Origin of the sequence: Taibaiella chishuiensis (genome assembly GCF_003014535.1) — a bacterium.
Lineage (GTDB): Bacteria > Bacteroidota > Bacteroidia > Chitinophagales > Chitinophagaceae > Taibaiella > Taibaiella chishuiensis.
This window is the reverse complement of the sequence record NZ_PYGD01000001.1, coordinates 1,595,662-1,617,429: the sequence shown is the minus strand read 5'-3', so window position 1 is coordinate 1,617,429 and position 21,768 is coordinate 1,595,662. Positions and strand designations below refer to the sequence as shown.

Below are 21,768 nucleotides of genomic sequence, written 5' to 3'. Positions count from 1 at the left end.
GGCCGCAAAAGTAGCCGCGCAATATTTCCTTATTGTTGACGTACGGTTACCATACCGTTATCTGTATGTTACCAACCTGCCGGAAACAGTGATGGCGCTGCAATGCAGCGCCATCGTATCTTTTAATAACGTTATACTTCTTTTAGTAATCAGGCATCGATCCTGATCGTTTTCCGGAAGGGCTTGCCTTGTGCATCGGTACCGGATACCTGCCATTGTACATTGTCCAGTTCTATATCGCAAGGCTTGTCGTTGGCATTGCGGATGCCTTTGATCTCTTTCATCCAGCCCTGGATAGCCTTGCTGCCGGCGCGGCGTTTACGCAGTTCGCGGTCTGCGGCATTTTTTACCTTAGCATTATTAACCTGTGAGAACGCAGGATGCATGAGGGCATTGAGGTCGAAACTTTGCGTATTGCCTTTATTGCTGGCCGCTACGGTGTTCCAGCCGGAGGTGTAGAGGCCCAGGTCGCGCAGGTCTACGGTGCCCAGGGGCGACTTCAATAATAAGCGGGACTGGTAGCGTTGTTTTACGGTTACATTTTTGGCATTGTAGAATACCAGTTTGCCTTTGCCAGGTTCGCCGGAGCGCAGGCTAAAGCTGAGCTCGCTCTCTTTATCGGCGTTTTGCTTACGGGGCTGGCTCGCATCCAGCCCGGCCAGTACCATTTTGGTACCGCCAAATTCGACGGCAAGTCCCGGGGCCACTGCTTCCTGTTTGGTTGTGGTGGTCACCGTATCCCTTACTGGCTGTTTCTTTACGGTATCCTTAACCGGCTTTTGCGGCTCAGGATTGTTATCATACGCGGGCTGTATATCCATTACCATATCCCGCAGGTATTGCGAGTCCTTTTCGGTTACGATGGTAGCGGAGTCACCCAGTACGATAGGACCACGGGGCTGCTTGCCGGACCCGCTCCCGCAGGAAGCTCCGGCTGTAAGCGCGATAGCAGCAATAATATATAAACCGTTTTTCAAAGCGGAAAAATTTTCGCTAAGGTACTACATGTATGTTTTTTGGCAAACCGGGCGCCCATTTATTTCGCGGCCGCGGCTTTTGCCACGCAACCACTAGCCTTTCCGGCCATCCAGGAAAGCCTGCCAGTCCTGGTATTGCTTGCCTTTAAGCACGCGTGGAAATTTATTCATCGCGCCGAACTTACCGGTATGTTTCAGGTAATCGATAAACACCTGGGTAGGCAATACTTCTACGATCACTTCTTTTAAAGCCGAAGTACGCTCTACGGCGTAGTCGTCGTTGATGGCGCAAAGGGTATCGTCGATAATCTTACGCGCTGCGGCCGCATCGAGCGGATCGTCGCAGCCGACATACCATTTATGGGCAAAGAGATTTTCGTAGGGGAATCCGGCAACGGTAAACTCTTTGATCTGTACATTCAGTTGCTGGTTAACCGCGTCGATGGCCTTATTGAGGTTGTCGACAGAGGTATGCTCGCCGCAAAGGCTGAGGAATTGCTTGGTACGGCCCACGATCATGATCTCGTGTTCTTTTACATCGGTAAACTTAACCACGTCGCCGATCAGGTAACGCCAGGCGCCGGCACAGGTGCTCAGCACCACGGCATATTCCACATCCTCTTTTACCTCGTGGATAAAATAGGTTTGGGGATGTTGTTTCAGCTCACCGTTCTCGTCGAAGTTTTCCTGGTTAAAAGGCACGAACTCGTATAGGATGCCCACATTGAGCACCAGCTTGATGCCTTTGGCCCCTGGCCGCGCCTGGAAACCGAAAGACCCCTCTGAGGCCATATAGGTCTCGATAAAGGTGACGGGCTTGCTGAAGAGCCGTTTGAAGTTTTGCTTATACGGTTCGAAGCTGACGCCACCATGGATATAAATAGCCAGGTTGGGCCACATATCGTGGATGGAATTCAGTTTATAGGTCTTTACGATCTCTTCGAGCACGATCTGCGCCCAGGCCGGCACCCCACAGAGTATGCCTACGTCCCATTTGGGCGCATTCTCGATAATGAGTTTGATACGCTCGTCCCATTTGGGTTGGCGCGATATTTTCTGACCGGGTTTATAGAAGAAATTAGAAAGGAAACGCGGCATGTTCTTGGCGCTGATACCACTCATATCGCCTTCGTAATAATCGCCGCGTTCGCTTTCGGTAAGCGAGGTACTGCCGCCCAGCATCAATACTCCTTTTTCGAAAGTATGCGGTGGAATATCGAAATTGGTCATGCTGTAAAACTGCTTGAAACCAACTTTCTTGGTGGAGCGGATCATATCGCGCGTAACGGGGATATGCTTGCTGGCCGACTCGGAAGTACCGGAGCTCAGGGCAAAATATTTTACCCGGCCGGGCCAGGTTACATTCTCTTCCCCTTCGAGGCAGCGGTGCCACCACTCGCTGAACATGCTGTTGTAATTATGCAGGGGCACTTTCTCCCTGAATTCTTTTTCCCAATCGAGCGATTCGGAAAGCATTTTATCGAAACCATACTTTTTACCGAAGGCGGTATATTGCCCTCTTTCGAGCAGGTTGCGGAGCACCCTGCGCTGGTAAATACGCGGCGGCGCGACTTTAATGGTAAATTGTTTCCTGATTCTGAGCGAACGGGCAATAAGGGTTCCGAGTAAGGCCATGTACTTTAAAATAAGTCCGGCGGTTATAAGGCAAACCGCCGACCAACAAAGGTACGATATGTTAGGTTCACGCCGGGGTATTGTCATCTTAAAAAAACAATTGTTCATCTATTTTTAACACCTTTGTGTTCCAACATTTTTGTACATTTCACTGTAATAAACACCGGAAGTACATTTGGTTATACGTGGCGGGGATCTGGGTTACTTCAAAATAATTATATTTAATAATTCATACACAAACCGCATCCCGCAGGGATGGGTTTAAACGACTCCATACAATATGAACACCATCCTGTTAGCCACCGACTACTCGCCTGTAGCGCATAACGCCGCAATATACGCCCTGCAACTGGCCCAACACCTGCAGGCCGACCTGGAACTGATCCATTCCTACATCATTCCCTTTGCCTATACCGATAGCCCCGTACCCCTGCTCAACATCGACGAGATCCAGAAAATCGCCGAAGACAGTATGGAAGCCCAGGTGCGGCAACTGGAACAACACAATACATCGGGTGTAAAGATCACGCACAAGATTATTGCCGGCGATATTATCGAATGTCTTGAAGAGTCGATTAAAGAACAACCACCTTTACTGGTGGTAATGGGTACCTATGGCGCCGGCTCCGACTCTTTCCTGTGGGGCAGTGTAGCCGTTAAAGCATTGCGCAGCCTGAAAGCACCGGTACTGGCCATCCCTGCGGAAGCCAGCTGGCGGCCGGTTCAGAAAATATGTTTCGCCGCCGACTACGAACAGATATCCGAACAAACACCGGTTACCGAGATCCTGATCTGGCTGAACCAGATGGATGCCGGGCTCGATGTGATCCATGTAGACAAACCCGATAACGTGATCGCTATCCCGCAGGTATTGTCCAGCCAGTTGCAGGACCAACAACCCAATTACCATTCCCTGGTACACGAACAGATCGAAGATGCAGTAGCATCCTTTATCGTAGCGCACCAGATCGACTGGTTACTGGTGATCCCTAAAAAACATGGCTTCTTCGAAAACCTGTTTCACAAAAGCAGGACCAAAGGCATTGCCCAAAACAGTAATATACCGGTTCTGGCACTGCACCAGGAGTAATTTACACCAGAATCTATTGATGAACCTTATCGAGGCTTCCCTGTACGGGGGAGCCTTTTTTTATTGTACAAGACGCCCAAATATGCAGGGCACCAAAGCATGATAAAAATAAATAAAATGAGTATATTCGTAATATCACTTTAAATCACCGGACACAACCAAACCAAAATTCACAAACCGAAAAACATCCCTTATGAAAAAAATGAAATTCCTGGGCTTGCTCTTAGCTTTAAGCCTCATTTTCGTAAACTTTACCCAAGCCCAAACCAGCACTACGATAACCCGGATCGCAGGCGGCACCACCAATGCAGCCACAGCAAGCCTGTGTGACAACTGGATCTGCCTGGCGCCCTGGAACTACCCGGCCCCCGGCAGCCATACTTTTGCCATGGCGACCAGCAATGTGATCCATATCGTTATCGGTTATTATACCGGTAATTTCGATCTGCTGAGAACCACGGTAGATGGCACAGCCGGTTTCTATTCCATATCCAACGGCACCAACACCCTGCTGATCCGCAGGGTATCGGCAGGCCAGTACGAATTCTTCATTATTTAAAATAAATACCCGGGTTTTAAAGCGATAAGGACCACCTGTACCAGGTGGTCCTTTTTTTATGGCACACAGCAGTCTTGCATTTGCTCCATTCAAAATTTACATGCATTTCATTTTAGCATATAATAGAATAAAAATTATTATTTTAGCAATATCTTACAATCACCGGAACAAAAACTCAAAATCCAATACGCAACCCACAAAAACAAACACGTATGAAAAAACTGAAATTCCTGGGCTTATTCCTTGCCCTAAGCCTCATTTTCGCTCACGTTACACACGCCCAATTCTTGCGTGGCACTACCGTAACCCGCGTTGCAGGCGGCGCTGCAGGCAATGCCTCTGTCAGCCTTTGTTCCATATCCATATGCCTGGTACCGGTTAACTACCCGGCGCCCGGCAGCCATACCTTTGCCATGGCCCCCAACGATGTCGTTAATTTCGTGATCGGCTTCGGTACCGGCGGCTTCTTTGTCAACAAGTCGGCAGTAGATGCCACCGCCGGTTTTTATGTCCAGGGCAACGGCACCAATACCCTCCTGATCCAAAAGACAGGCCTGGGTGTTTACGAATTCTTCATTATCTAAGCGCATCCGCTTTTCCGGTTGGTTGAAAAGAAAAAAGTTGCCCGGTAAAGGGCAACTTTTGTTTTGTATACAGCACCACCATACAGTGGTCTTGATTAGTTTCAGGCATGCTCCTGCGTTACCGCTTCGTTGCGTACCACTACCACACCATCGAATACATCGATCAGTACCGGGCGTGCTTTATCCAGTTCGCCGGCGATGATCTTTTTACTCAGCAGGTTGATGATGTCTTTCTGGATCAGGCGTTTTAAGGGACGGGCGCCGAACTGCGGATCAAAGCCCTGTTCGGCAAAGTAATCCATGGCATAGTCGGAGAAGTCGAGCTGTATGCCTTGTTTGGCTACACGATGCTTGAGGTCTTCGAGCTGTATGCGGATAATACCTTTGATCTCTTTCTTCATCAGCGGGTGGAACATGATTACCTCGTCGATACGGTTCAGGAACTCGGGACGCAGCGTCTGGCGCAGCAAGCCCATTACCGCCGCTTTGGTACGTTCTACCACTTCGTCCACATCATCGGTTTCTTTCAGGTCGTCGAAGTTTTCCTGGATCAGGTGGCTGCCCAGGTTACTGGTCATGATGATGATCGTATTGCGGAAGTTGACCACGCGGCCTTTGTTATCGGTAAGGCGGCCATCGTCGAGCACCTGCAGCATGATGTTGAACACATCGGGATGCGCTTTTTCGATCTCGTCGAGCAGCACTACGGAGTAAGGTTTGCGCCGTACGGCTTCGGTAAGCTGTCCGCCTTCTTCATATCCCACATAACCCGGAGGCGAGCCCAGCAAACGGCTTACGCTGTGTTTCTCCTGGTATTCGCTCATATCGATACGGGTCATCATGCTTTCGTCGTCAAACAGGCTATCGGCAAGGGCTTTGGCCAGCTCGGTCTTACCCACACCGGTTGTACCCAGGAAGATGAAGGAACCGATCGGTCTTTTGGTGTCCTGCAAACCGGCACGGCTGCGGCGTATGGCATCGGCTACGGCCTCGATGGCTTCGTCCTGGCCCACCACTCTTTTGTGCAACTCTTCTTCGAGATGCAGTAGTTTATCGCGCTCGCTGTGCAGCATTTTCTGCACCGGTATACCGGTTGCTTTGGCTACGTTCTCTGCAATGTCTTCCGCGTCTACCTCTTCTTTCAGCAATCGCTTTTCGGTAAAGTGATCGGTATCTTTAGACAGGTCGGCTATAATTTTTTCCTGTTCCTGTATCTTACCATAGCGGATCTCGGCTACCCTGCCATACTCCCCATCTCTTTCCGCCTTTTCGGCTTCCAGCTTCAGCTCTTCGATCTTCGCCTTGGCGCTCTGTATTTTCTCGGCATGTTCTTTCTCTTCGGTCCACTTGGCCTTAAGCGTATCGCGCTCTACTGCGAGGTTGGCAATATCGGTAGATAATGCTTTTACTTTCTCCTCGTCGTTTTCACGTTTGATGGCTTCTCTTTCGATTTCCAACTGGCGTATCCGGCGGTTCATTTCATCCAGCTCTTCGGGCATGGAGTTCATCTCGAGTTTTAACTTGGCTGCGCTTTCGTCGATCAGGTCGATGGCCTTATCGGGCAGGAAGCGGTCGGAGATATAACGTACCGAAAGTTCTACCGCGGCAATGATGGCCTCATCCTTGATTCGCACATGGTGATGCGCCTCGTAGCGGTCCTTGAGGCCACGCAGGATGGAGATCGCATCTTCTTCGCTGGGTTCGTCGACCATGACTTTTTGGAAACGGCGTTCGAGCGCTTTGTCTTTTTCGAAATAACGCTGGTATTCATTGAGCGTGGTAGCGCCGATAGCGCGGAGTTCGCCGCGGGCCAGGGCCGGCTTCAGGATATTGGCCGCATCCATAGCGCCTTCGCCACCACCGCCGGCGCCTACCAGGGTATGGATCTCGTCGATAAAGAGGATAATGGCGCCGTCGCTGTCGGTTACTTCTTTGATCACCGATTTCAGGCGTTCTTCAAATTCGCCTTTATACTTGGCGCCTGCAATCAGCAGGCCCATATCGAGCGAGTAGATAATTTTAGATTTCAGGTTTTCAGGCACATCACCGTTGATGATTCGGTGCGCCAAGCCTTCGATGATAGCGGTTTTACCTACACCGGGTTCGCCCACCAGGATGGGGTTGTTCTTGGTACGGCGCGAGAGTATGTGCAGGGTACGGCGTATCTCTTCATCACGGCCGATAACCGGGTCGAGCTTGCCGTTCTGCGCCATATCGTTCAGGTTCTTGGCATACCGTTGCAGCGCGTTATACGTGGTATCTGCCGTTTGCGAATTCACGGTATTGCCTTTACGCAGTTCTTTGATCGAAGTGATCAATGCCTTTTCGGTAAGACCTGCGTCTTTTAATATCTTGGAGGCATCGTCGCTGCCCCTCAGTATGGCCAGCAACAAGTGCTCTACGCTTACAAATTCGTCGCCAAATTCCTTCAGTGCCGCACCGGCACGCAGGATCACGTTATTGGCATCGCGCCCGATCATCTGGCCGGCATCGCCGCCGCTTTGTTTGGGTAGTTTGGCTATGCTCTCTTCGAGCCGGGAATGGATCAGGTTAAGACTGGCATTGCTTTTCTTCAGCAGAAATTCAATAGGGCCATCTTTATCGTCTACCAGGGCCTGCAGGATGTGGTTCGATTCAATAGTGGGATTGCCATTATTGAACGCCGCCTGTTGCGCCTGTTGCAGGGTTTCCTGCGCTTTGATTGTGAAATTATTTAAGTTCATTGTTCGTTGCTCCTTTTTTAGGTTATACTGCTCCGATTGCAACACATAACAGCGGCACGCTTATTATTGTTGTGCCTTGTGGCAACAGCACAGCATGCAGATAAGGGTACAAAAAGCAATCCAAAAACGGCAGGCAGAAAAAGCGGCAGTCCCCTGTCGCGAAAAATGACTAAAATTCAGCCACCTGCAATACAACATGAAAAATAAGCATATTTACTTCATTCAAAATGACTTAATGACACGCCAAATGCGACAATCTGCATGTTATTGAAATAAATACGCATTCGACTGAATGTATTACGGCTTCGGATGATGAAAATACCGCTTCAACCTTTTTTAAATTTCTTTTGGCAATAGCGGGTCGTAGATTTAAGGCAGCGGTTGCAGATAACTGCCCGCCACCATCATTCCATAACCAAAATCGAACGAAGATGAGCTCCAAATTGTACACACACCTTGCGGCCGCATTACTGCTGCTGGCCGCAACCGGCGCCCGGGCTACCATACTGACCATACAGGTAGGCGGCAGCTCCAATTCCTTTACCCCTTCCAGCGCGACCATCGTGCTGGGCGATACCGTGCGCTGGCAGTGGGCTGCGGGCACGCATACCACCACCAGCCTGGGCATACCCGGCGGCGCTACCGCCTGGAACCAGCCCATGACCTCCTCCAGCACGACCTATACCTACAAGCCCTCACAGCTTGGCGCCTACAACTACCAGTGCAACCCACATGCACCGGGCATGGCGGGCACCTTTACGGTAACCGCACCAACCCCGGTAAAAATGGGCGACCTTACGTCTAAGATCGACGCCCAGGGCCGTGCAGCGCTTGCCTGGACCACATATTCCGAAGAACAGAACCGGCATTTTGAAATACAGCGCTCGGCCGACGGCTTCGCCTTTGCACAGGCTGGCCAGCTGCCCTCGCAGGCCCCCGGCGGCAACAGTACCCAAAAGCATGACTACCGGTTTACTGACCCCTCGCCCATCGTGGAACGGGCATTTTACCGGCTGCGCCAGGTAGACCTCGACGGCAAGGGCAGTTACTCCAATGTTGTGTTCCTTGCCCTGAAAGGCGAAAACGACCTGCAGCTGCACCTGCATCCCAACCCGGTAAAGGATAAGCTGAACATCCATATCGCCGGCAGGATCGGCAAAAACGCCGTTATAGAACTGGTCGACATTAACGGAAAAACAATACAGACAAAGGTTCCGGACCCGGACAATACCGTGATGACGGTATTCGATATGAGCAAAATGCAGCCGGGACAATACCTGGTGCAGTACAAAGATGACAACCAGGATATTACCAAAAAAGTAACTAAAGAATAGCCGCAGCCGCGCCTGCAGGCTATACTACAGGAAACGCGCCCCGGCCTCCGGGACGCGTTTCTCTTTTACGGTAAACCGGCCGGCGCAACGCTCCGGCAAAGACAAGGTTACATAACCCTTACATTATCCATTTTTCTTTATCTTTACCGCCACAAATTATTTATAGCATTACTATGGCAAACCAATTATTATCTGGTAAGAAAGGAATTATTTTCGGTGCACTGGACGAGCGTTCCATCGCCTGGAAGGTGGCTTTACGTGCAGTCGAAGAAGGAGCGGAGATCGTACTGTCCAATGCTCCCGTAGCATTGCGCATGGGTACCATTAAAGAGCTGGCTGCCCAGTGCAACAACGCCCCGGTGATCGGCGCAGATGCCACATCAATTCCCGATCTCGAAAACCTGTTTAACCAGGCTACAGAACATTTCGGAGGCAAGATCGATTTCGTATTGCACTCCATAGGCATGTCGCCCAATGTACGTAAAGGTTTTGCTTACGATGGCACTAACTACGACAACTTCCTGAAAACACTCGATATTTCCGCTTTATCCTTCCATAAAGTAATGCAGACCGCCAAAAAGCTGGACGCCCTGAACGAGTGGGCTTCCGTGCTGGCCCTGAGCTATATCGCGGCACAACGCACTTTCCCCGGCTATAACGACATGGGCGATGCCAAAGCGCTGCTGGAAAGCATTGCACGCAGCTTCGGTTACTCCTATGGCTTTGCCAAAAAAGTAAGGGTGAACACCATTTCCCAGTCACCGGTACCCACTACAGCCGGCTCGGGTGTAGCAGGCTTCGACGGCTTCTATGGTTATGCCGAGAAAATGTCGCCCCTGGGTAATGCCAGCGCAGCTGATTGCGCCAACTATTGCATCACCCTGTTCAGCGACCTGACCCGCATGGTAACCATGCAAAACCTCTTCCACGATGGTGGCTTCTCCTTTACCGGTGTAAGCGAAGGCGTAGTAGAAAGATTCAACCAGTAAACAAACAGTACGGGATGTGATCCCTTCCTGCAGTGCCGGCTGCACAACCGGGCCCGGCCCCCTGTAACCAGGCACTGCAGGAAATTTTATACAATATTTCAACAGCTCATCCCGTTTCATCCTTATGACTAAATTTATTCGGATAACGCTCAGTGGCCTGGCGCTTTGCGCCTACGGTACCACTGCGCAGGCACAGGTAACCGGCGGGCAGCATGCATTTGAGTTCCTGCGCATGAGTAACAGCCCGCATATCTCTGCACTGGGCGGTTATGCCCCCGCCAACCCCGATAAAGATGTGTCGCTTACCTTACAGAACCCGGGATTGCTGAACCCTTCTTTTCATAACCAACTGGCTGTAGGGTACAATATCTACTATGCCGGCATCGGCGTGGCTAACCTGCAATACGCCTATCATGTAGAACCGCTGAAAACGGATTTCTCGCTGGGTGTGCAATACTTTAACTACGGTACCTTCCCGGGCAGGGATATCTATGGCAACAGCATGGGCGATGTAAAGGCCGCCGATTATTCGGTAAACTTCAGCGCCTCCCGGCAATACCTGCAACACTGGCGCTACGGTGTTACCCTTAAATGGGCCGGCTCTTCACTCGCAGACCGTTCTGCCATAGCCGTATTGGCCGATGTGGGCGTGGTATATACCGATACCGCCAACCTGTGGACCATTGGTATCGTGGCCAAGAATATGGGGGTTACGCTCAAAAAATATAACCCGCAGAATACCGCAGAACCCCTGCCCTTCGACCTCCAACTGGGTATTACCAAACAGCTGAAAAACCTGCCGCTGCGCCTGTTTATGGTAGCGCATCACCTCTACGAATGGGATGTGCGGTACAACAACCCCGCAGATATCGTGGACAATACGATATTTGGGCAGCAAGGCGAGCCGGAAAAGGACAAAAGTTATTTTGCCGACAAACTGTTCCGTCACCTTAATTTCGGCGCAGAGCTGATCCTGGGTAAACGTGTTACGGTAACGGCGGCCTATAACCATATCCGCAGGAGCGAACTGGGTGCAAAAGATGTAAAAGGCATGGCCGGCTTCTCTTTCGGAGCGGGTGTAGACCTCAACAAACTGGTGGTGCGTTATGGCAGATCCTACTATGCTTCGGCCGGCGCGTACAACGAGCTCGGGCTTAGCTTCCAGCTGAATAAATTTTTCGGTATCGGTAAAAAAACCGAATCCTGGGGCTGGAATAAAACTTATTAATTTTCCCTGCATCCTTGCAGGTACCATAAACAAAGGCTATCCTTCCCGGATAGCCTTTGTTTATATCAGTTAGCTGGCAACCAGGAATTACCTGACGCTTACCGAAGTACCTTTGGCAGCTACATAACCGGTAAGCCGGTACATGATATTGCCTTTTTTGGTGTAAACCTGCACCACTTCGTCCACCGCGCCCGGTTTGCTGGCCAGGTAAGCCAGGTCGAAGCCGTTGCCCGACATTGCGCTTACGCCACGGCGAAACTTCATGCCATTGGCCAGCTTAACATCGGTAACGCCGGTCTCCCTGCTGAGCGGGGTGTAGCGGATATAATCCGACCGCTGGATAACGGGGGTTACCTCGGTTTCTTCGTTCTGAAGCGTAACGATGTTGAAGGGGAAGAACGTGTTTACCGTAGCGCCTTCCATAGCAACGCCGAAGTCGATCCGGATCATGCCTTCCGCATTTTTCAGATCGTGCCCTACAGGCCTGCCTTGTCCGGGAGTTGTATTACTAACAGACCGGTCAAAACTTGGATTGTTGTACATGCCGTTAGCGCCCGCAGTTTCCGATTTCCGTGCCTTTTCGGTGTAATTAACCGGTGCCGGCGCCGGCCTTACAGGTTCTACCGGTTGTACCGGCGCCACAACCTGGCTGTTACCTGTTGCTTTACCCAAAACTACATTGGTAGTTTGCTGGGCCATAGCTCCGGCGCTCAACAGCAGCGCCAGTGCAGCGAAGGTGATTTTTACCGTTTTCATAAAAATGCTTTTCGTTTAGGTGTATGAAGATAATTTATTGTCCTGTGACAAGAAATTAACGGTTGCGTTTAAGCAGGAATTACGAAGCAAACACATATATATAAATTACAAAAGTAAACCACTCAAAAACAGATCAAATCATCAAACAACAGTATAAATAAGCGCCACATTAAGAGGGGCATTAAATGCCACCGCAACAGGATTTGCTTTCTAAAAGTAGCGGTCGGCCAGGTACACCATCGCCGCCATGGTCCAGGCGCCCAGCTTGAGTTCACGATGGCTTACTGTCTCGAACACATCGTTGCGGCTGTGGTGCAGGTCGAAATAACGTTGCGAGTCGGGCAGGAGGCCCGCAAGCGGTACGCCCAATTGCTTTTTGAGCGGGCCAATGTCTACACCGCCCTCTTCCTGGTCAAAATCGTATACGCCGTAAGGCAGGAACAAAGGGGACCAGCTCTTTACCTTTTGTTTGAGCAGCTCTGGCATTTCCAGGCCTATACCCCTGGGCGTAAAGCCGCCGGCATCGCTTTCCATGGCCAGTATATGGCGCTCGCCCTTTGCCTTTGCCGAATCGGCATAAGCATTGCCGCCCTTTACCCCGTTCTCTTCGTTCATAAACAACACGGCGCGTACCGTATGTTTGGGTTTGATATGAAGTGCTTTAAAGGTCCTGATCACTTCTATGGCCTGTACACAGCCGGCGCCATCGTCATGCGCGCCTTCGCCTACATCCCAGGAGTCGAGGTGCCCGCCTACAACAATTACCGACTCCGGCTCATCAGCCCCCCTGATCTCGCCGATCACGTTATAGGAGGGCATCACACCTTTCATGCCGCAATCGGAAGTCAGGCGCGCTTTTATAACCCGCTTTTTGCAGGCAGCTGCAAGCTTATCCGCCCCCGTATTGCCGATGGCAATAGCAGGTATATGTGGCGCATCGTCTTCGTAGCGCGAGGCCCCGGTGTGCGGCACATCGTCGGGAGCCGTGCTTACCGAACGGATAATCACCGCTGCAGCACCGCGCTGGGCCGCTTTGTTTACAGCTACCCAGCGGTATTTTACCGCATCGCCATACCCTTCGAATGTACTGATGAGTTCCTGGCGGAATTTATAATCAAAAAAAACGATCTTGTCTTTTACCTCGGCGTCGGATAGCTTGTCGAAAGCCGCCAGGTCGGGCACACAAATAAGGGTCCGTTCCAGCACTTTACCGGCAGTCCCCTCGGTATTGCCCAGCGAGAGCATATGGAGCGGTTCAAATTCCTTACCCTTCAGCTGTACCATAAGCGACTCGCTGCCCCTTACCCACAAAGGCACCAGCACCGGTTGCAGCCATACCTTGTCGGCGCCGGCCTGCTTCAATGCAGCCTCGCCCCAGCTTACCGCACGCGCGGCCTCAGGTGATCCGCTCAGCCGGTGACCGATCTCTTTGGTAAGCACCCGCAGGTTATCATAACAGGTGCCATGCAACATAATTTCATCGGAGAGTTGACGTAAATTAAGCGAGTCGTTATGCTGTGCAAAGGCGGGAAAGGCTGCTGCCAGGCAAAGGTGGATCAGGATCTTTTTCATCTGGTAAAAATAAGAACAAAGATCGTTTTATGGTAAAGTTCGTAAGTTTGACTTCCAGATATCCATTCATGCAGGAGCACCCAACATATCAACGGCTTAAGATACAGCAGATCATTACTGAAACCCAGGACGCGCGCACTTTTGTATTGCAGCAACAGGACGGCACACCTTACCGTTACCGCTCCGGTCAATTCCTCACCTTTGCTTTTCCAAAACCATCGGGCGAACAACGCCGCTCCTACTCCATCTCTTCCTCGCCGGAATGCAGCGAGCCCCTCTCCATAACGGTAAAACGGGTAGAGAACGGGGAATATTCGCGGTACTTTATAGACCATGCCCAGAAGGGCGACGAACTGCTTTGTACCGGTGTGGGCGGGCTGTTTACCCTGCCCGAGGACCTCAGCCCTTACCGGCAGGTATTCTTCTTCGTAGCCGGGAGCGGTATCACACCCGTGTTCTCCCTGATCAAAACCATACTTGCCGCGCACGAAACACTATCGGTTGTACTGATCTACAGCAACCGCAGCGCATCCGATACTATTTTCTACCGGCAACTGATCCACCTGGCCGAACAAAGCAAGGGCAGGCTGATCATCGATTTCCTGTTCAGCAGCTCCAACAACATCCTGAAATCCAGGCTCAACAATAGTTTGCTGACCGCCATGCTGGCCGAACGCGAACAGACCTCCCGCGATACGATGCTTTGTTATATCTGCGGCCCGGTCGACTATATGGATACCGTCAGCATCACCCTGCTTACCGAGGGTGTGCCCAAACAAAATATCCGTACCGAAAATTTCGTGAGTTATGTGCCCGAGATTACGGAAACACCGCCCGATACCGATCCGCATACCGTGAGCATACAGCTTGATGGCAAGACCTACAGCATGCAGGTACAATACCCGGTATCCATCCTGCAACAGGCCAAAAAAGAGGGCATACACATTCCTTACAGCTGCGAGTCGGGGCAATGCGGCAGCTGCCTGGCCCGCTGCACCCGCGGCCGGGTATGGATCGCCTATAACGAAGTGCTTACCGACCGCGAGCTGGAACAGGGCCTGGTGCTCACCTGCCAGGGCTTCCCGGTAGGCGGCGACATAGAGCTGGAGTATTAAGAGGCATGCACCAGGAAGATGGTGGGCCTTTTATGCAGATCGGGCATTTGCTGGGCCCAGGTAGCTACCGGCAGGGTTCTGACCATCTCGGTATCGCCGGTAATATCGGCAGCCACACATACGCGTGTCGTATGCCGGCAATGCCGTACAATATCCTGCATCATCTGGTTATTGCGGTAAGGCGTTTCGATAAAGATCTGGGTCTCGTTGCGCTCGCGCGACAGTGCCTCCAGTTCTTTTAAGGCTTTGCCCCGCATCGGTTCTTTTACCGGCAGGTAACCGGCAAAACGGAAGCCCTGCCCGTTAAAACCCGAAGCCATAAGCGCCAGCAACAGCGAGCTCGGACCGGTAAGCGGTATTACAGTAGCGCCCAGCTCGTGGGCCACGGCTGCCAGTTCGCTCCCCGGATCGGCCATACCCGGACAACCCGCTTCGCTCATTACACCCACATCGTGCCCGGCCTTCAGCCATTGCCGCAACAGCGCCTTATCCGGCGGCTGCTGGTTATTGATCTCCGAAAACAGGATCTCGTCGATCACCACGCTTTTATCGATACTTTTCAGGTAACGCCGGGTAGTGCGTATTTGCTCTGCAAAATAATGTTTGAGCCGGCAGCTCAGTTCCTTTACGGCTTCCGGTATGGTATACAGGGCATTTTCGGCCAGGGGTACGGGTATCAGGTAGAGTTTGCCTAAGGTTTGGGTTTCTTTATTCATACGTATACATTGACGGGTGCAAAAAAGCTGCACAAAGTTGTGCAGCTTTTCCGGTAATTTCTATTTTTAGACTGATTTATACAATCATTTTTTCTTTTTGTCTTTTTATCTGCGACACCATAGAATCGAACGCTTCGTCAAAAGACTCTTCAAAAACCTTAGACTCGTGTTTGGCAAACAAAGCATGCTTTGGAATAAATACTTTTATTTCAGCCACTTTATCTCTTACTTTCTGCGATAAGTTTTCCAGCCTGAGGTATACTTCCACCCCCGTTATCCGGTCATGGAAGGTTTTGAGTTTATCCAATCTTTTCTGAACGTGTTCAAGCAGCCTTTCGTCTGCATCAAAATGAACGGTTTGAATTTGTACATTCATCTTTTGTCATTTTAAAAGTAAACAATAATTATTCTGGGTCATCATTCCAGCCCGCAGCGGGCTGGCTATGGGTCGATTTAGATCATAAGAAAGGATTTTAGCTTTTAGGGTGTGCTTTGCGATAAACCTCTTTGAGGCGTTCGATATTATTGTGCGTGTAAACCTGTGTTGCGGCCAGGCTGCTGTGGCCCAGCATTTCTTTAATGGCATTCAGCTCTGCGCCGTTGTTCAGCATATGGGTGGCAAAGGTATGTCGCAGTACGTGCGGGCTTTTTTTAGTGAGGGTAGTTACCCCCTTCAGGTGCTTTTGCACCACCCGGTATACATATTGCGCATATAACCGCTTGCCTGTTTTTAAGCATAACAAAAACGGTTCCGCTTGGTTGAAATTTTTTCTTTTAAGTTCTGTATACGCTTTGAGTTCAGCCAGCAGCGCATCGCCTGCGGGCACCATGCGCTCCTTATTGCGTTTACCCAATACCCGTATCTGTTGCCTGCTGTACTCTACATCAGCTTCTTTAAGCTGTACCAGCTCTGCCCGGCGCATACCGGTCTGGTACAACAGTTCAAGAATAAGGTATTCGGTAACCCCTTCAAAGCCTTCGGCAAAAGCGGTTGCCCCGCCACCGATCAGTTCGGTCTGCTGTTCTTCCAGGAACACCGGCAAACGGGCCGGCGCTTTGGGCGTGAGTACCAGCCGTGTCGGATTAACGGTAACCGCACCGGTACGCAACAGGTATTTATACAGCGATTTCACAGCCGATATCTTGCGTTGCAGGGTACGTTCGCTGCATTGCGCCTCCTTAAGCCCGGCCAGCCAGGACCGGATATGCGTATGTTTTACCTCCCCGATACCGGTTAGTTCGTACTGGGACTCCAGGAAAGTAAAAAAGGAAGTGAGATCGTTTTGATAGGCTAAAAAAGTATGATCCGACATGCGCTTTTCGAAGCGTATATAGCGTAAGAATTCGGGTATAATTTCAGCGAATACCAAACCGTACTGCGGGATTGTTTTGTTGATTCAAATTTAATGAAAAAACAATTAGCAAATACAACCGCAGTTTAAAAAATAAATTTAAAATGGGACAAAAGAGGCGGGACCATAAAGGATCAAGCGGAATACTGGGGGCTCCGGTATACTTACCCTGATTTTTTATTCTTCTTTGTCTTGATACAAAGAAGCAAAAATCAAGACTGTAGAAAATTGCTAAAAATGCCTTGTACGCCTAAAAGAAATATTCCGGGCGGTAGTAAAAAAATGGACAAGGAATGACGAACGAACTAAAGTACAGTTCCAGACTGTGGGAACTGTATTTCTTTCTATACGGCGTCCTGCAGCATTTATTCGCTGTGTTTTTTATTTTCCTATTGGTGCTCATGAGCGCTACGCGGTTTATTAACGCCCTTTTTCTAAAGGCCGGTATGTTTGGTTGTTTCCTGGCTTGATGTCCCGGCAGTGCATGTAATGGGCGTTGGGCAAAGCATTCCTACGCGGTTGGTAACCAGATGTTACGACCAATATACACCCCTTCGCTGCGTCGCCGCGAGAAAAAAAACGCGTATTCTACTGTTGCAAATAGTAGTAGCTTCCAGGCCAGGTAAATTCGTAGCGAGACACTACGAATAGCTAAGCAAATAAATACGGGTTTGGCAAATGATGATTCGATTTAAGAACAAGGCTTTTATTAATCGCCCAGAAATTCTACTTGATCCGCCATAAAAGTAAACCCTGCTCGTATCGGGACGCTACGAGCAGGGTTGGCTACATCACCGGGCAGCACAAAAAGGGAATGTAATGTGATTACATTCCCTTTCGGTAAAAATATGATAAGCGAACCAGCCACAAATGTTATAACATTGCGTTGCCGGATCAGTGCTTTAATCCTTAAAGCTCTACTTTACCTGCAAGAATCTGCTGACGGTAAGCCGCTTTCAAGATTTCTTTACGGCGTGATACGGAAGGTTTTGTGAAAGCCTGACGAGCACGTAATTGATTCAGAGTACGTGATTTTTCGAATTTCTTCTTGTACTTCTTAAGCGCTTTGTCTATGTTTTCGCAATCTTTTGCATCTAAAATAAGCATAGTATGATACCCCCTTTTTTTCTTTATTTGGGACTGCAAAGATAGATATATTTTTCAATTCAGCAAAATGAAGTGTAGAAATTCTTATATTTTTGCATCCTGTTTATGAATAATGCCCCAAACGTGATTCTTGCCATAGAATCGTCCTGCGATGAAACCTCGGCTGCCATAGTCTGCGACGGCCAGGTACAGAGTAATATTATTGCGACCCAGAAAGTACACGAACAATACGGCGGCGTGGTGCCGGAGCTGGCCTCCAGGGCCCACCTGCAGCATATTGTACCCGTAGTGGACCAGGCCATCAAAACCGCCGGTATCGCTAAAGATGCGATTACCGCCGTTGCCTTTACCCAGGCGCCGGGCCTCATCGGTTCCTTATTGGTCGGCAGTGGTTTTGCCAAAGCCTTTGCGCAATCGCTTAACGTACCGCTCATTGCCGTGCATCATATGCAGGCGCATGTACTGGCCCACTGGATCGAAGATCCGAAACCCGCATTTCCCTTTCTCTGTCTTACCGTATCCGGTGGCCATACCCAGATTGTGCTTTGCCGCTCCCACCTGGACATGGAAATTATCGGCGAAACCCTGGACGATGCTGCTGGCGAGGCTTTCGACAAGATAGCCAAAATGCTGCAACTGCCCTACCCCGGAGGTCCGCTGGTCGACAAATATGCCAAAACAGGTAACCCCGAACGGTTTGCCTTCCCCATACCGGAGATCCGGGAATATGACTTCAGCTTCAGCGGTATCAAAACCTCCGTATTGTACTTCCTGCAGAAACAGGTAAAAGAAAACCCGGAATTCGTAGCCGAAAACCTGGCCGATATCTGTGCCTCGGTACAGCATACGATCGTAAAGACCCTGATGAAAAAACTGGAGAAAGCGGCCCGCCACCTGAAGATCAAAGAAATAGGCATCGCGGGCGGCGTATCGGCCAATAGCGGCTTACGCGCCGCACTGGAAGCCTATGGCGCTAAAAATGGCTGGAAGGTATACCTGCCCAAGTTTGAATACTGCACCGACAATGCCGCCATGATCGGCATTACGGCTTATTACAAAATGCTGTTGCAGCAGTTTACAGACCTCAGCGCTGTACCTTCTGCCCGCACACAATGGGACCAGAATGGCTAACGACTGGTTCCGGTTCAAGCAGTTTACGATCTACCAGGACCGCTGCGCCATGAAGGTATCGACCGATGCCTGTATACAAGGCGCGCTTGCCGCCGGCAGCTGTGCTACCGGCCGGGCCCTGGATATAGGCGCGGGCACCGGCCTGCTTTCGCTCATGATGGCCCAGCAAAACCCACAGCTCTACATAGACGCGCTGGAACTGGATGCTGATGCCTGGCAACAGGCGGGCGACAATTGCCGGCAAAGCCCCTGGGCAGCGAACATCCGACTATGGCATACTTCCCTGCAGGATTTTGTCCCCCCCGCTGACGCGTTGTACGACTTCATTGTGTGTAATCCTCCTTTTTTTCACAACCAGTTACAGGCGCCGCAGCAACAACGCAACCAGGCGAGGCACAGCATTACCCTCGACAAGGAAACACTGGCGCAAAACCTGTACCGCCTGCTGACAGCTACAGGCGCCGCCTGTATTATGTACCCGGCAAGCGAATGGGAAGCCTGGCACGAAACCGCAGGCCGCTATAACCTGTATGCACAACGTACGCTGCGGGTAATACCCATGCCCAGCAAAGCCTGCAACCGGGTGATCGGCTGGTATAGCCAACAGCCACAAACACAGCCGGCAACAGAAGAGCTGGTTATCTATAAGGCTCCCGGGGTCTACACTGCTTCCCTGCACAACTTATTACAGCCGTTCTACCTGAACCTGTAAAAACAATACACAAAAAAACAGGCATCGCTTTGCAGCAATGCCTGTTTACTATGTTCAGAACGGTACCGGCTTAGTTGCTTTCTACCGCTTTCATAACGACTTCATATCCTTTACGGGCGCCGATAGTAGGCTGGTATACCCAGTAAATACGCTCCCGGTAAACCATACCCACGTTATAGGCATAAATCTCCTGGGAGTAGTTACGATAGGCGTATACCGTAGAATCCACATCCGGATTATTGAGCGCATCGTCGATCTGGTTTACAGTTACGGTATGCTCGTACAGGTTATTGCCCGGATCGAAAGGCTGGTCTACATTGGCATAGGTATAATTCCATTTGTTATTATCGTATTCAGCGTAATCTTCATCACCCAGCGGGATAAAGGTATTGCCGTTCCAGCTCTTGCCTTCGGATACCGGGAAGACCAGTTTCAGGAATTTGATATTACGCTGGGAGAATTCCAGTCCCGTAGCCGTTGGGGTAACATACGCTACATCAGCCGGAACAAAAGGATCCTGGGAGGTTTTGCGGTACAGGATATCGATCACGTAAGACAGGCGGTTCTGATCGTCGCGGAAAGTGTCTACAACGTTGTAACGCAGCTGGCAGTGCGTAGGAACAGATACGCCCAGGAAATCGTCCCAATAAGTGGAATCGACGTTATACAGGATATACTTACCAAGGCTATAGGCTCCGCCATCTACATAGACACCGCCGTATTTGTGCCCCTGTGCAATTTCAGAAAGATCTTCCTTGTCTTTTTTACAAGACACCAATGTGGCCGAAAACGCTGCTACCGCGAGTAATGGGAATAAAAGTTTACGCATAAAGTAACTGGGTATTTTTACAGAAGGTTCCAATGCCCGTTGGTGCATTAAAACGGACGTAAGATAGAAATTATTTTCTCATTTAAGCATATTTGCCACCATTTTATAAAAAAAATTGCCCCTTTTCAAAAAGGGGCAATCCGGGGCATAAAATTATTGTTACGATTACAGTCCGGGCACCTTTGCCGAAGAGCGGATAATGCCGCCGGCAACCACATCGTCGCCTTCGTAAAACACGGCCGACTGGCCCGGTGCAATACCTTTAACGTGCTCGTAGAAATGCACATCCACCTTATCGCCATCGTTGTGTAAATGGCTTAAAGTACCGGCGTCTTTGTACCGGATTTTGGTGGTGGCTTCGAAGCCTTCGGGAATAGCGGCATACTTTACCATATTCAGCCCGCCTACCGTCATAATGTTCTGTTCGAGCTCGTCGGCATCGCCCAGCACTACGGTATTGGTTTCGGGTATGATCTTAGTTACAAACACCGGGCGCCCCATAGCGATATCGAGCCCTTTGCGCTGCCCGATCGTATAGAAGGGGTAACCTTTATGTTTACCCACAATACTGCCATCGGCCAGTACAAAATTACCGCCGTTCACCCTTTCTTCCAGGCCGTCTACATTCCTTTTCAGGAAGCTGCGGTAGTCGTTATCGGGCACAAAGCAGATTTCGTAGCTTTCGGCTTTTTTAGACAGTTCGGGATAACCCATATCGAGTGCGATCTGGCGTACTTCGGTTTTCAGGTAATCACCCAGCGGGTATATGCTGCGGCTCAGGGCGTCCTGGCCCAGGCCCCACAACACATAACTCTGGTCTTTAGTCAGGTCTTTGGCTTTTGACAATACATGACGGCCGTTTTCCTCGCGCACTTTTACATAGTGCCCGGTCGATATAAACTCGCAATCCAGCGCATCGGCACGTTTCAGCAGGGCCGACCATTTAATGTGCGTATTACACAATACACAGGGATTAGGCGTACGGCCTGCAATATATTCTTCAACAAAATTTTCGATTACTGCTCCGCCGAACTCCTCGCGGATATCCAGCACATAATGCGGGAAACCGTGCTGTACGGCGGCCTGGCGCGCATCATTAAAAGAATCCAGGTTACAGCAGCCGGTTTCTTTTTTGCTGCCACCGGCAGCGGCATAGTCCCAGGTCTTCATGGTAATGCCCACAACTTCATATCCCTGCTCATGCAGCATCAAAGCGGTAACCGTGCTATCGATACCGCCACTCATGGCTACTAAAACTCTACCCTTGCGGCTCATACTCCTTTAAAAAAATTGATTTGCAAAATGCAAAGGTAGCAAAATAGCAGCAGCACCGGCTTATACCAGTATCTAAAATAACAA

Annotated in this window: 20 protein-coding genes; 9 read left to right on the top strand and 11 right to left on the bottom strand. The window is 50.3% G+C overall.

What is annotated here, in order from left to right; genetic code table 11:
- Window positions 1-149: 149 nt before the first annotated feature.
- Entirely contained in the window at window positions 150-977 is an 828-nt protein-coding gene (locus B0I18_RS06820) for a hypothetical protein (protein ID WP_106521878.1), read from the bottom strand.
- Window positions 978-1,070: 93 nt separating this feature from the next.
- Window positions 1,071-2,612 (bottom strand): GH3 family acyl-acid amido synthetase, encoded by a 1,542-nt coding sequence (locus B0I18_RS06815; RefSeq protein WP_106521877.1) that lies wholly within the window; start codon window positions 2,610-2,612, stop codon window positions 1,071-1,073.
- 280 nt (window positions 2,613-2,892) lie between these two features.
- Between B0I18_RS06815 and B0I18_RS06810 the strand changes: the two genes are divergently transcribed.
- The 3 genes from B0I18_RS06810 to B0I18_RS06800 all read left to right on the top strand — a co-directional run bounded on the left by B0I18_RS06810 (window position 2,893) and on the right by B0I18_RS06800 (window position 4,845).
- Window positions 2,893-3,702: a universal stress protein gene (locus B0I18_RS06810; RefSeq protein ID WP_106521876.1), complete on the top strand. Its 810-nt coding sequence runs from the start codon at window positions 2,893-2,895 to the stop codon at window positions 3,700-3,702.
- Window positions 3,703-3,895: 193 nt separating this feature from the next.
- Window positions 3,896-4,261, top strand: coding sequence for a hypothetical protein (locus B0I18_RS06805; RefSeq protein WP_106521875.1), 366 nt, complete (start codon window positions 3,896-3,898; stop codon window positions 4,259-4,261).
- A 212-nt stretch (window positions 4,262-4,473) separates the two neighbouring features.
- Window positions 4,474-4,845 (top strand): hypothetical protein, encoded by a 372-nt coding sequence (locus tag B0I18_RS06800; protein WP_106521874.1) that lies wholly within the window; start codon window positions 4,474-4,476, stop codon window positions 4,843-4,845.
- Between the two features lie 101 nt (window positions 4,846-4,946).
- Here B0I18_RS06800 and clpB read toward each other — a convergent pair whose 3' ends face one another.
- Window positions 4,947-7,568, bottom strand: a complete 2,622-nt coding sequence (gene clpB, locus B0I18_RS06795; RefSeq protein ID WP_106521873.1) for an ATP-dependent chaperone ClpB — start codon at window positions 7,566-7,568, stop codon at window positions 4,947-4,949.
- 431 nt (window positions 7,569-7,999) lie between these two features.
- On the opposite strand from clpB, the gene B0I18_RS06790 reads away from it, so the two are divergent.
- The 3 genes from B0I18_RS06790 (at window position 8,000) to porQ (ending at window position 11,119) form a co-directional block, all read left to right on the top strand.
- Entirely contained in the window at window positions 8,000-8,902 is a 903-nt protein-coding gene (locus B0I18_RS06790) for a T9SS type A sorting domain-containing protein (protein WP_106521872.1), read from the top strand.
- Between the two features lie 173 nt (window positions 8,903-9,075).
- Window positions 9,076-9,891 (top strand): enoyl-ACP reductase FabI, encoded by an 816-nt coding sequence (locus B0I18_RS06785; RefSeq protein ID WP_106521871.1) that lies wholly within the window; start codon window positions 9,076-9,078, stop codon window positions 9,889-9,891.
- A 124-nt stretch (window positions 9,892-10,015) separates the two neighbouring features.
- Complete coding sequence (porQ, locus tag B0I18_RS06780; protein WP_106521870.1) at window positions 10,016-11,119, top strand: type IX secretion system protein PorQ; 1,104 nt, start codon at window positions 10,016-10,018, stop codon at window positions 11,117-11,119.
- 87 nt (window positions 11,120-11,206) lie between these two features.
- On the opposite strand, the gene B0I18_RS06775 is transcribed toward porQ, so the two are convergent.
- Both B0I18_RS06775 and B0I18_RS06770 read right to left on the bottom strand, forming a co-directional pair.
- On the bottom strand, window positions 11,207-11,875 hold the full coding sequence (locus tag B0I18_RS06775) for a hypothetical protein (RefSeq protein WP_106521869.1): 669 nt from the start codon (window positions 11,873-11,875) through the stop codon (window positions 11,207-11,209).
- A gap of 210 nt (window positions 11,876-12,085) precedes the next feature.
- Window positions 12,086-13,447, bottom strand: a complete 1,362-nt coding sequence (locus B0I18_RS06770) for a M20/M25/M40 family metallo-hydrolase (RefSeq protein ID WP_181358357.1) — start codon at window positions 13,445-13,447, stop codon at window positions 12,086-12,088.
- Between the two features lie 47 nt (window positions 13,448-13,494).
- On the opposite strand from B0I18_RS06770, the gene B0I18_RS06765 reads away from it, so the two are divergent.
- The gene (locus B0I18_RS06765; protein WP_245882061.1) at window positions 13,495-14,562 is read left to right on the top strand and encodes a ferredoxin--NADP reductase; all 1,068 of its coding nucleotides are present in this window, start codon (window positions 13,495-13,497) and stop codon (window positions 14,560-14,562) included.
- Here the strand turns inward: B0I18_RS06765 and B0I18_RS06760 are convergent.
- The 4 genes from B0I18_RS06760 to rpsU all read right to left on the bottom strand — a co-directional run bounded on the left by B0I18_RS06760 (window position 14,559) and on the right by rpsU (window position 17,737).
- A complete protein-coding gene (locus B0I18_RS06760) occupies window positions 14,559-15,278 on the bottom strand; it encodes an SAM-dependent methyltransferase (protein WP_106521868.1) in 720 nt (239 codons plus the stop codon). The two genes, B0I18_RS06765 and B0I18_RS06760, sit on opposite strands and share 4 nt — an antisense overlap.
- A gap of 76 nt (window positions 15,279-15,354) precedes the next feature.
- Window positions 15,355-15,654, bottom strand: coding sequence for a ribosome hibernation-promoting factor, HPF/YfiA family (hpf, locus tag B0I18_RS06755; RefSeq protein WP_106521867.1), 300 nt, complete (start codon window positions 15,652-15,654; stop codon window positions 15,355-15,357).
- A gap of 97 nt (window positions 15,655-15,751) precedes the next feature.
- The gene (locus B0I18_RS06750; protein WP_245882060.1) at window positions 15,752-16,648 is read right to left on the bottom strand and encodes a tyrosine-type recombinase/integrase; all 897 of its coding nucleotides are present in this window, start codon (window positions 16,646-16,648) and stop codon (window positions 15,752-15,754) included.
- An 891-nt stretch (window positions 16,649-17,539) separates the two neighbouring features.
- A complete protein-coding gene (gene rpsU, locus B0I18_RS06745) occupies window positions 17,540-17,737 on the bottom strand; it encodes a 30S ribosomal protein S21 (RefSeq protein ID WP_106522060.1) in 198 nt (65 codons plus the stop codon).
- Window positions 17,738-17,842: 105 nt separating this feature from the next.
- Here rpsU and tsaD point away from each other — a divergent pair, with 105 nt between their 5' ends.
- Both tsaD and B0I18_RS06735 read left to right on the top strand, forming a co-directional pair.
- Window positions 17,843-18,868 carry a tRNA (adenosine(37)-N6)-threonylcarbamoyltransferase complex transferase subunit TsaD gene (gene tsaD, locus B0I18_RS06740; protein ID WP_106521866.1) on the top strand — a complete coding sequence of 342 codons (1,026 nt, stop codon included), beginning with the start codon at window positions 17,843-17,845 and terminating at the stop codon, window positions 18,866-18,868.
- The gene (locus tag B0I18_RS06735; protein WP_106521865.1) at window positions 18,861-19,580 is read left to right on the top strand and encodes a tRNA1(Val) (adenine(37)-N6)-methyltransferase; all 720 of its coding nucleotides are present in this window, start codon (window positions 18,861-18,863) and stop codon (window positions 19,578-19,580) included. Before tsaD ends, B0I18_RS06735 begins: the two co-directional genes overlap by 8 nt.
- 70 nt (window positions 19,581-19,650) lie before the next feature.
- On the opposite strand, the gene B0I18_RS06730 is transcribed toward B0I18_RS06735, so the two are convergent.
- Both B0I18_RS06730 and mnmA read right to left on the bottom strand, forming a co-directional pair.
- Window positions 19,651-20,409, bottom strand: coding sequence for a hypothetical protein (locus B0I18_RS06730; RefSeq protein ID WP_106521864.1), 759 nt, complete (start codon window positions 20,407-20,409; stop codon window positions 19,651-19,653).
- A 165-nt stretch (window positions 20,410-20,574) separates the two neighbouring features.
- On the bottom strand, window positions 20,575-21,684 hold the full coding sequence (gene mnmA / locus B0I18_RS06725) for a tRNA 2-thiouridine(34) synthase MnmA (RefSeq protein ID WP_106521863.1): 1,110 nt from the start codon (window positions 21,682-21,684) through the stop codon (window positions 20,575-20,577).
- Window positions 21,685-21,768 lie beyond the last annotated feature (84 nt).

Excerpts from the sequence above, each read along its gene's own strand:
- B0I18_RS06790 (WP_106521872.1), top strand. The coding sequence starts at position 8,000 with ATGAGCTCCAAATTGTACACACACCTTGCGGCCGCATTACTGCTGCTG.
- B0I18_RS06805 (WP_106521875.1), top strand. The coding sequence starts at position 3,896 with ATGAAAAAAATGAAATTCCTGGGCTTGCTCTTAGCTTTAAGCCTCATT.
- B0I18_RS06760 (WP_106521868.1), bottom strand. The coding sequence starts at position 15,278 with ATGAATAAAGAAACCCAAACCTTAGGCAAACTCTACCTGATACCCGTA.
- B0I18_RS06775 (WP_106521869.1), bottom strand. The coding sequence starts at position 11,875 with ATGAAAACGGTAAAAATCACCTTCGCTGCACTGGCGCTGCTGTTGAGC.
- B0I18_RS06810 (WP_106521876.1), top strand. The coding sequence starts at position 2,893 with ATGAACACCATCCTGTTAGCCACCGACTACTCGCCTGTAGCGCATAAC.
- rpsU (WP_106522060.1), bottom strand. The coding sequence starts at position 17,737 with ATGCTTATTTTAGATGCAAAAGATTGCGAAAACATAGACAAAGCGCTT.
- B0I18_RS06735 (WP_106521865.1), top strand. The coding sequence starts at position 18,861 with ATGGCTAACGACTGGTTCCGGTTCAAGCAGTTTACGATCTACCAGGAC.
- B0I18_RS06815 (WP_106521877.1), bottom strand. The coding sequence starts at position 2,612 with ATGGCCTTACTCGGAACCCTTATTGCCCGTTCGCTCAGAATCAGGAAA.
- B0I18_RS06770 (WP_181358357.1), bottom strand. The coding sequence starts at position 13,447 with ATGAAAAAGATCCTGATCCACCTTTGCCTGGCAGCAGCCTTTCCCGCC.
- clpB (WP_106521873.1), bottom strand. The coding sequence starts at position 7,568 with ATGAACTTAAATAATTTCACAATCAAAGCGCAGGAAACCCTGCAACAG.
- B0I18_RS06785 (WP_106521871.1), top strand. The coding sequence starts at position 9,076 with ATGGCAAACCAATTATTATCTGGTAAGAAAGGAATTATTTTCGGTGCA.
- porQ (WP_106521870.1), top strand. The coding sequence starts at position 10,016 with ATGACTAAATTTATTCGGATAACGCTCAGTGGCCTGGCGCTTTGCGCC.
- hpf (WP_106521867.1), bottom strand. The coding sequence starts at position 15,654 with ATGAATGTACAAATTCAAACCGTTCATTTTGATGCAGACGAAAGGCTG.
- tsaD (WP_106521866.1), top strand. The coding sequence starts at position 17,843 with ATGAATAATGCCCCAAACGTGATTCTTGCCATAGAATCGTCCTGCGAT.
- B0I18_RS06800 (WP_106521874.1), top strand. The coding sequence starts at position 4,474 with ATGAAAAAACTGAAATTCCTGGGCTTATTCCTTGCCCTAAGCCTCATT.
- B0I18_RS06730 (WP_106521864.1), bottom strand. The coding sequence starts at position 20,409 with ATGCGTAAACTTTTATTCCCATTACTCGCGGTAGCAGCGTTTTCGGCC.
- mnmA (WP_106521863.1), bottom strand. The coding sequence starts at position 21,684 with ATGAGCCGCAAGGGTAGAGTTTTAGTAGCCATGAGTGGCGGTATCGAT.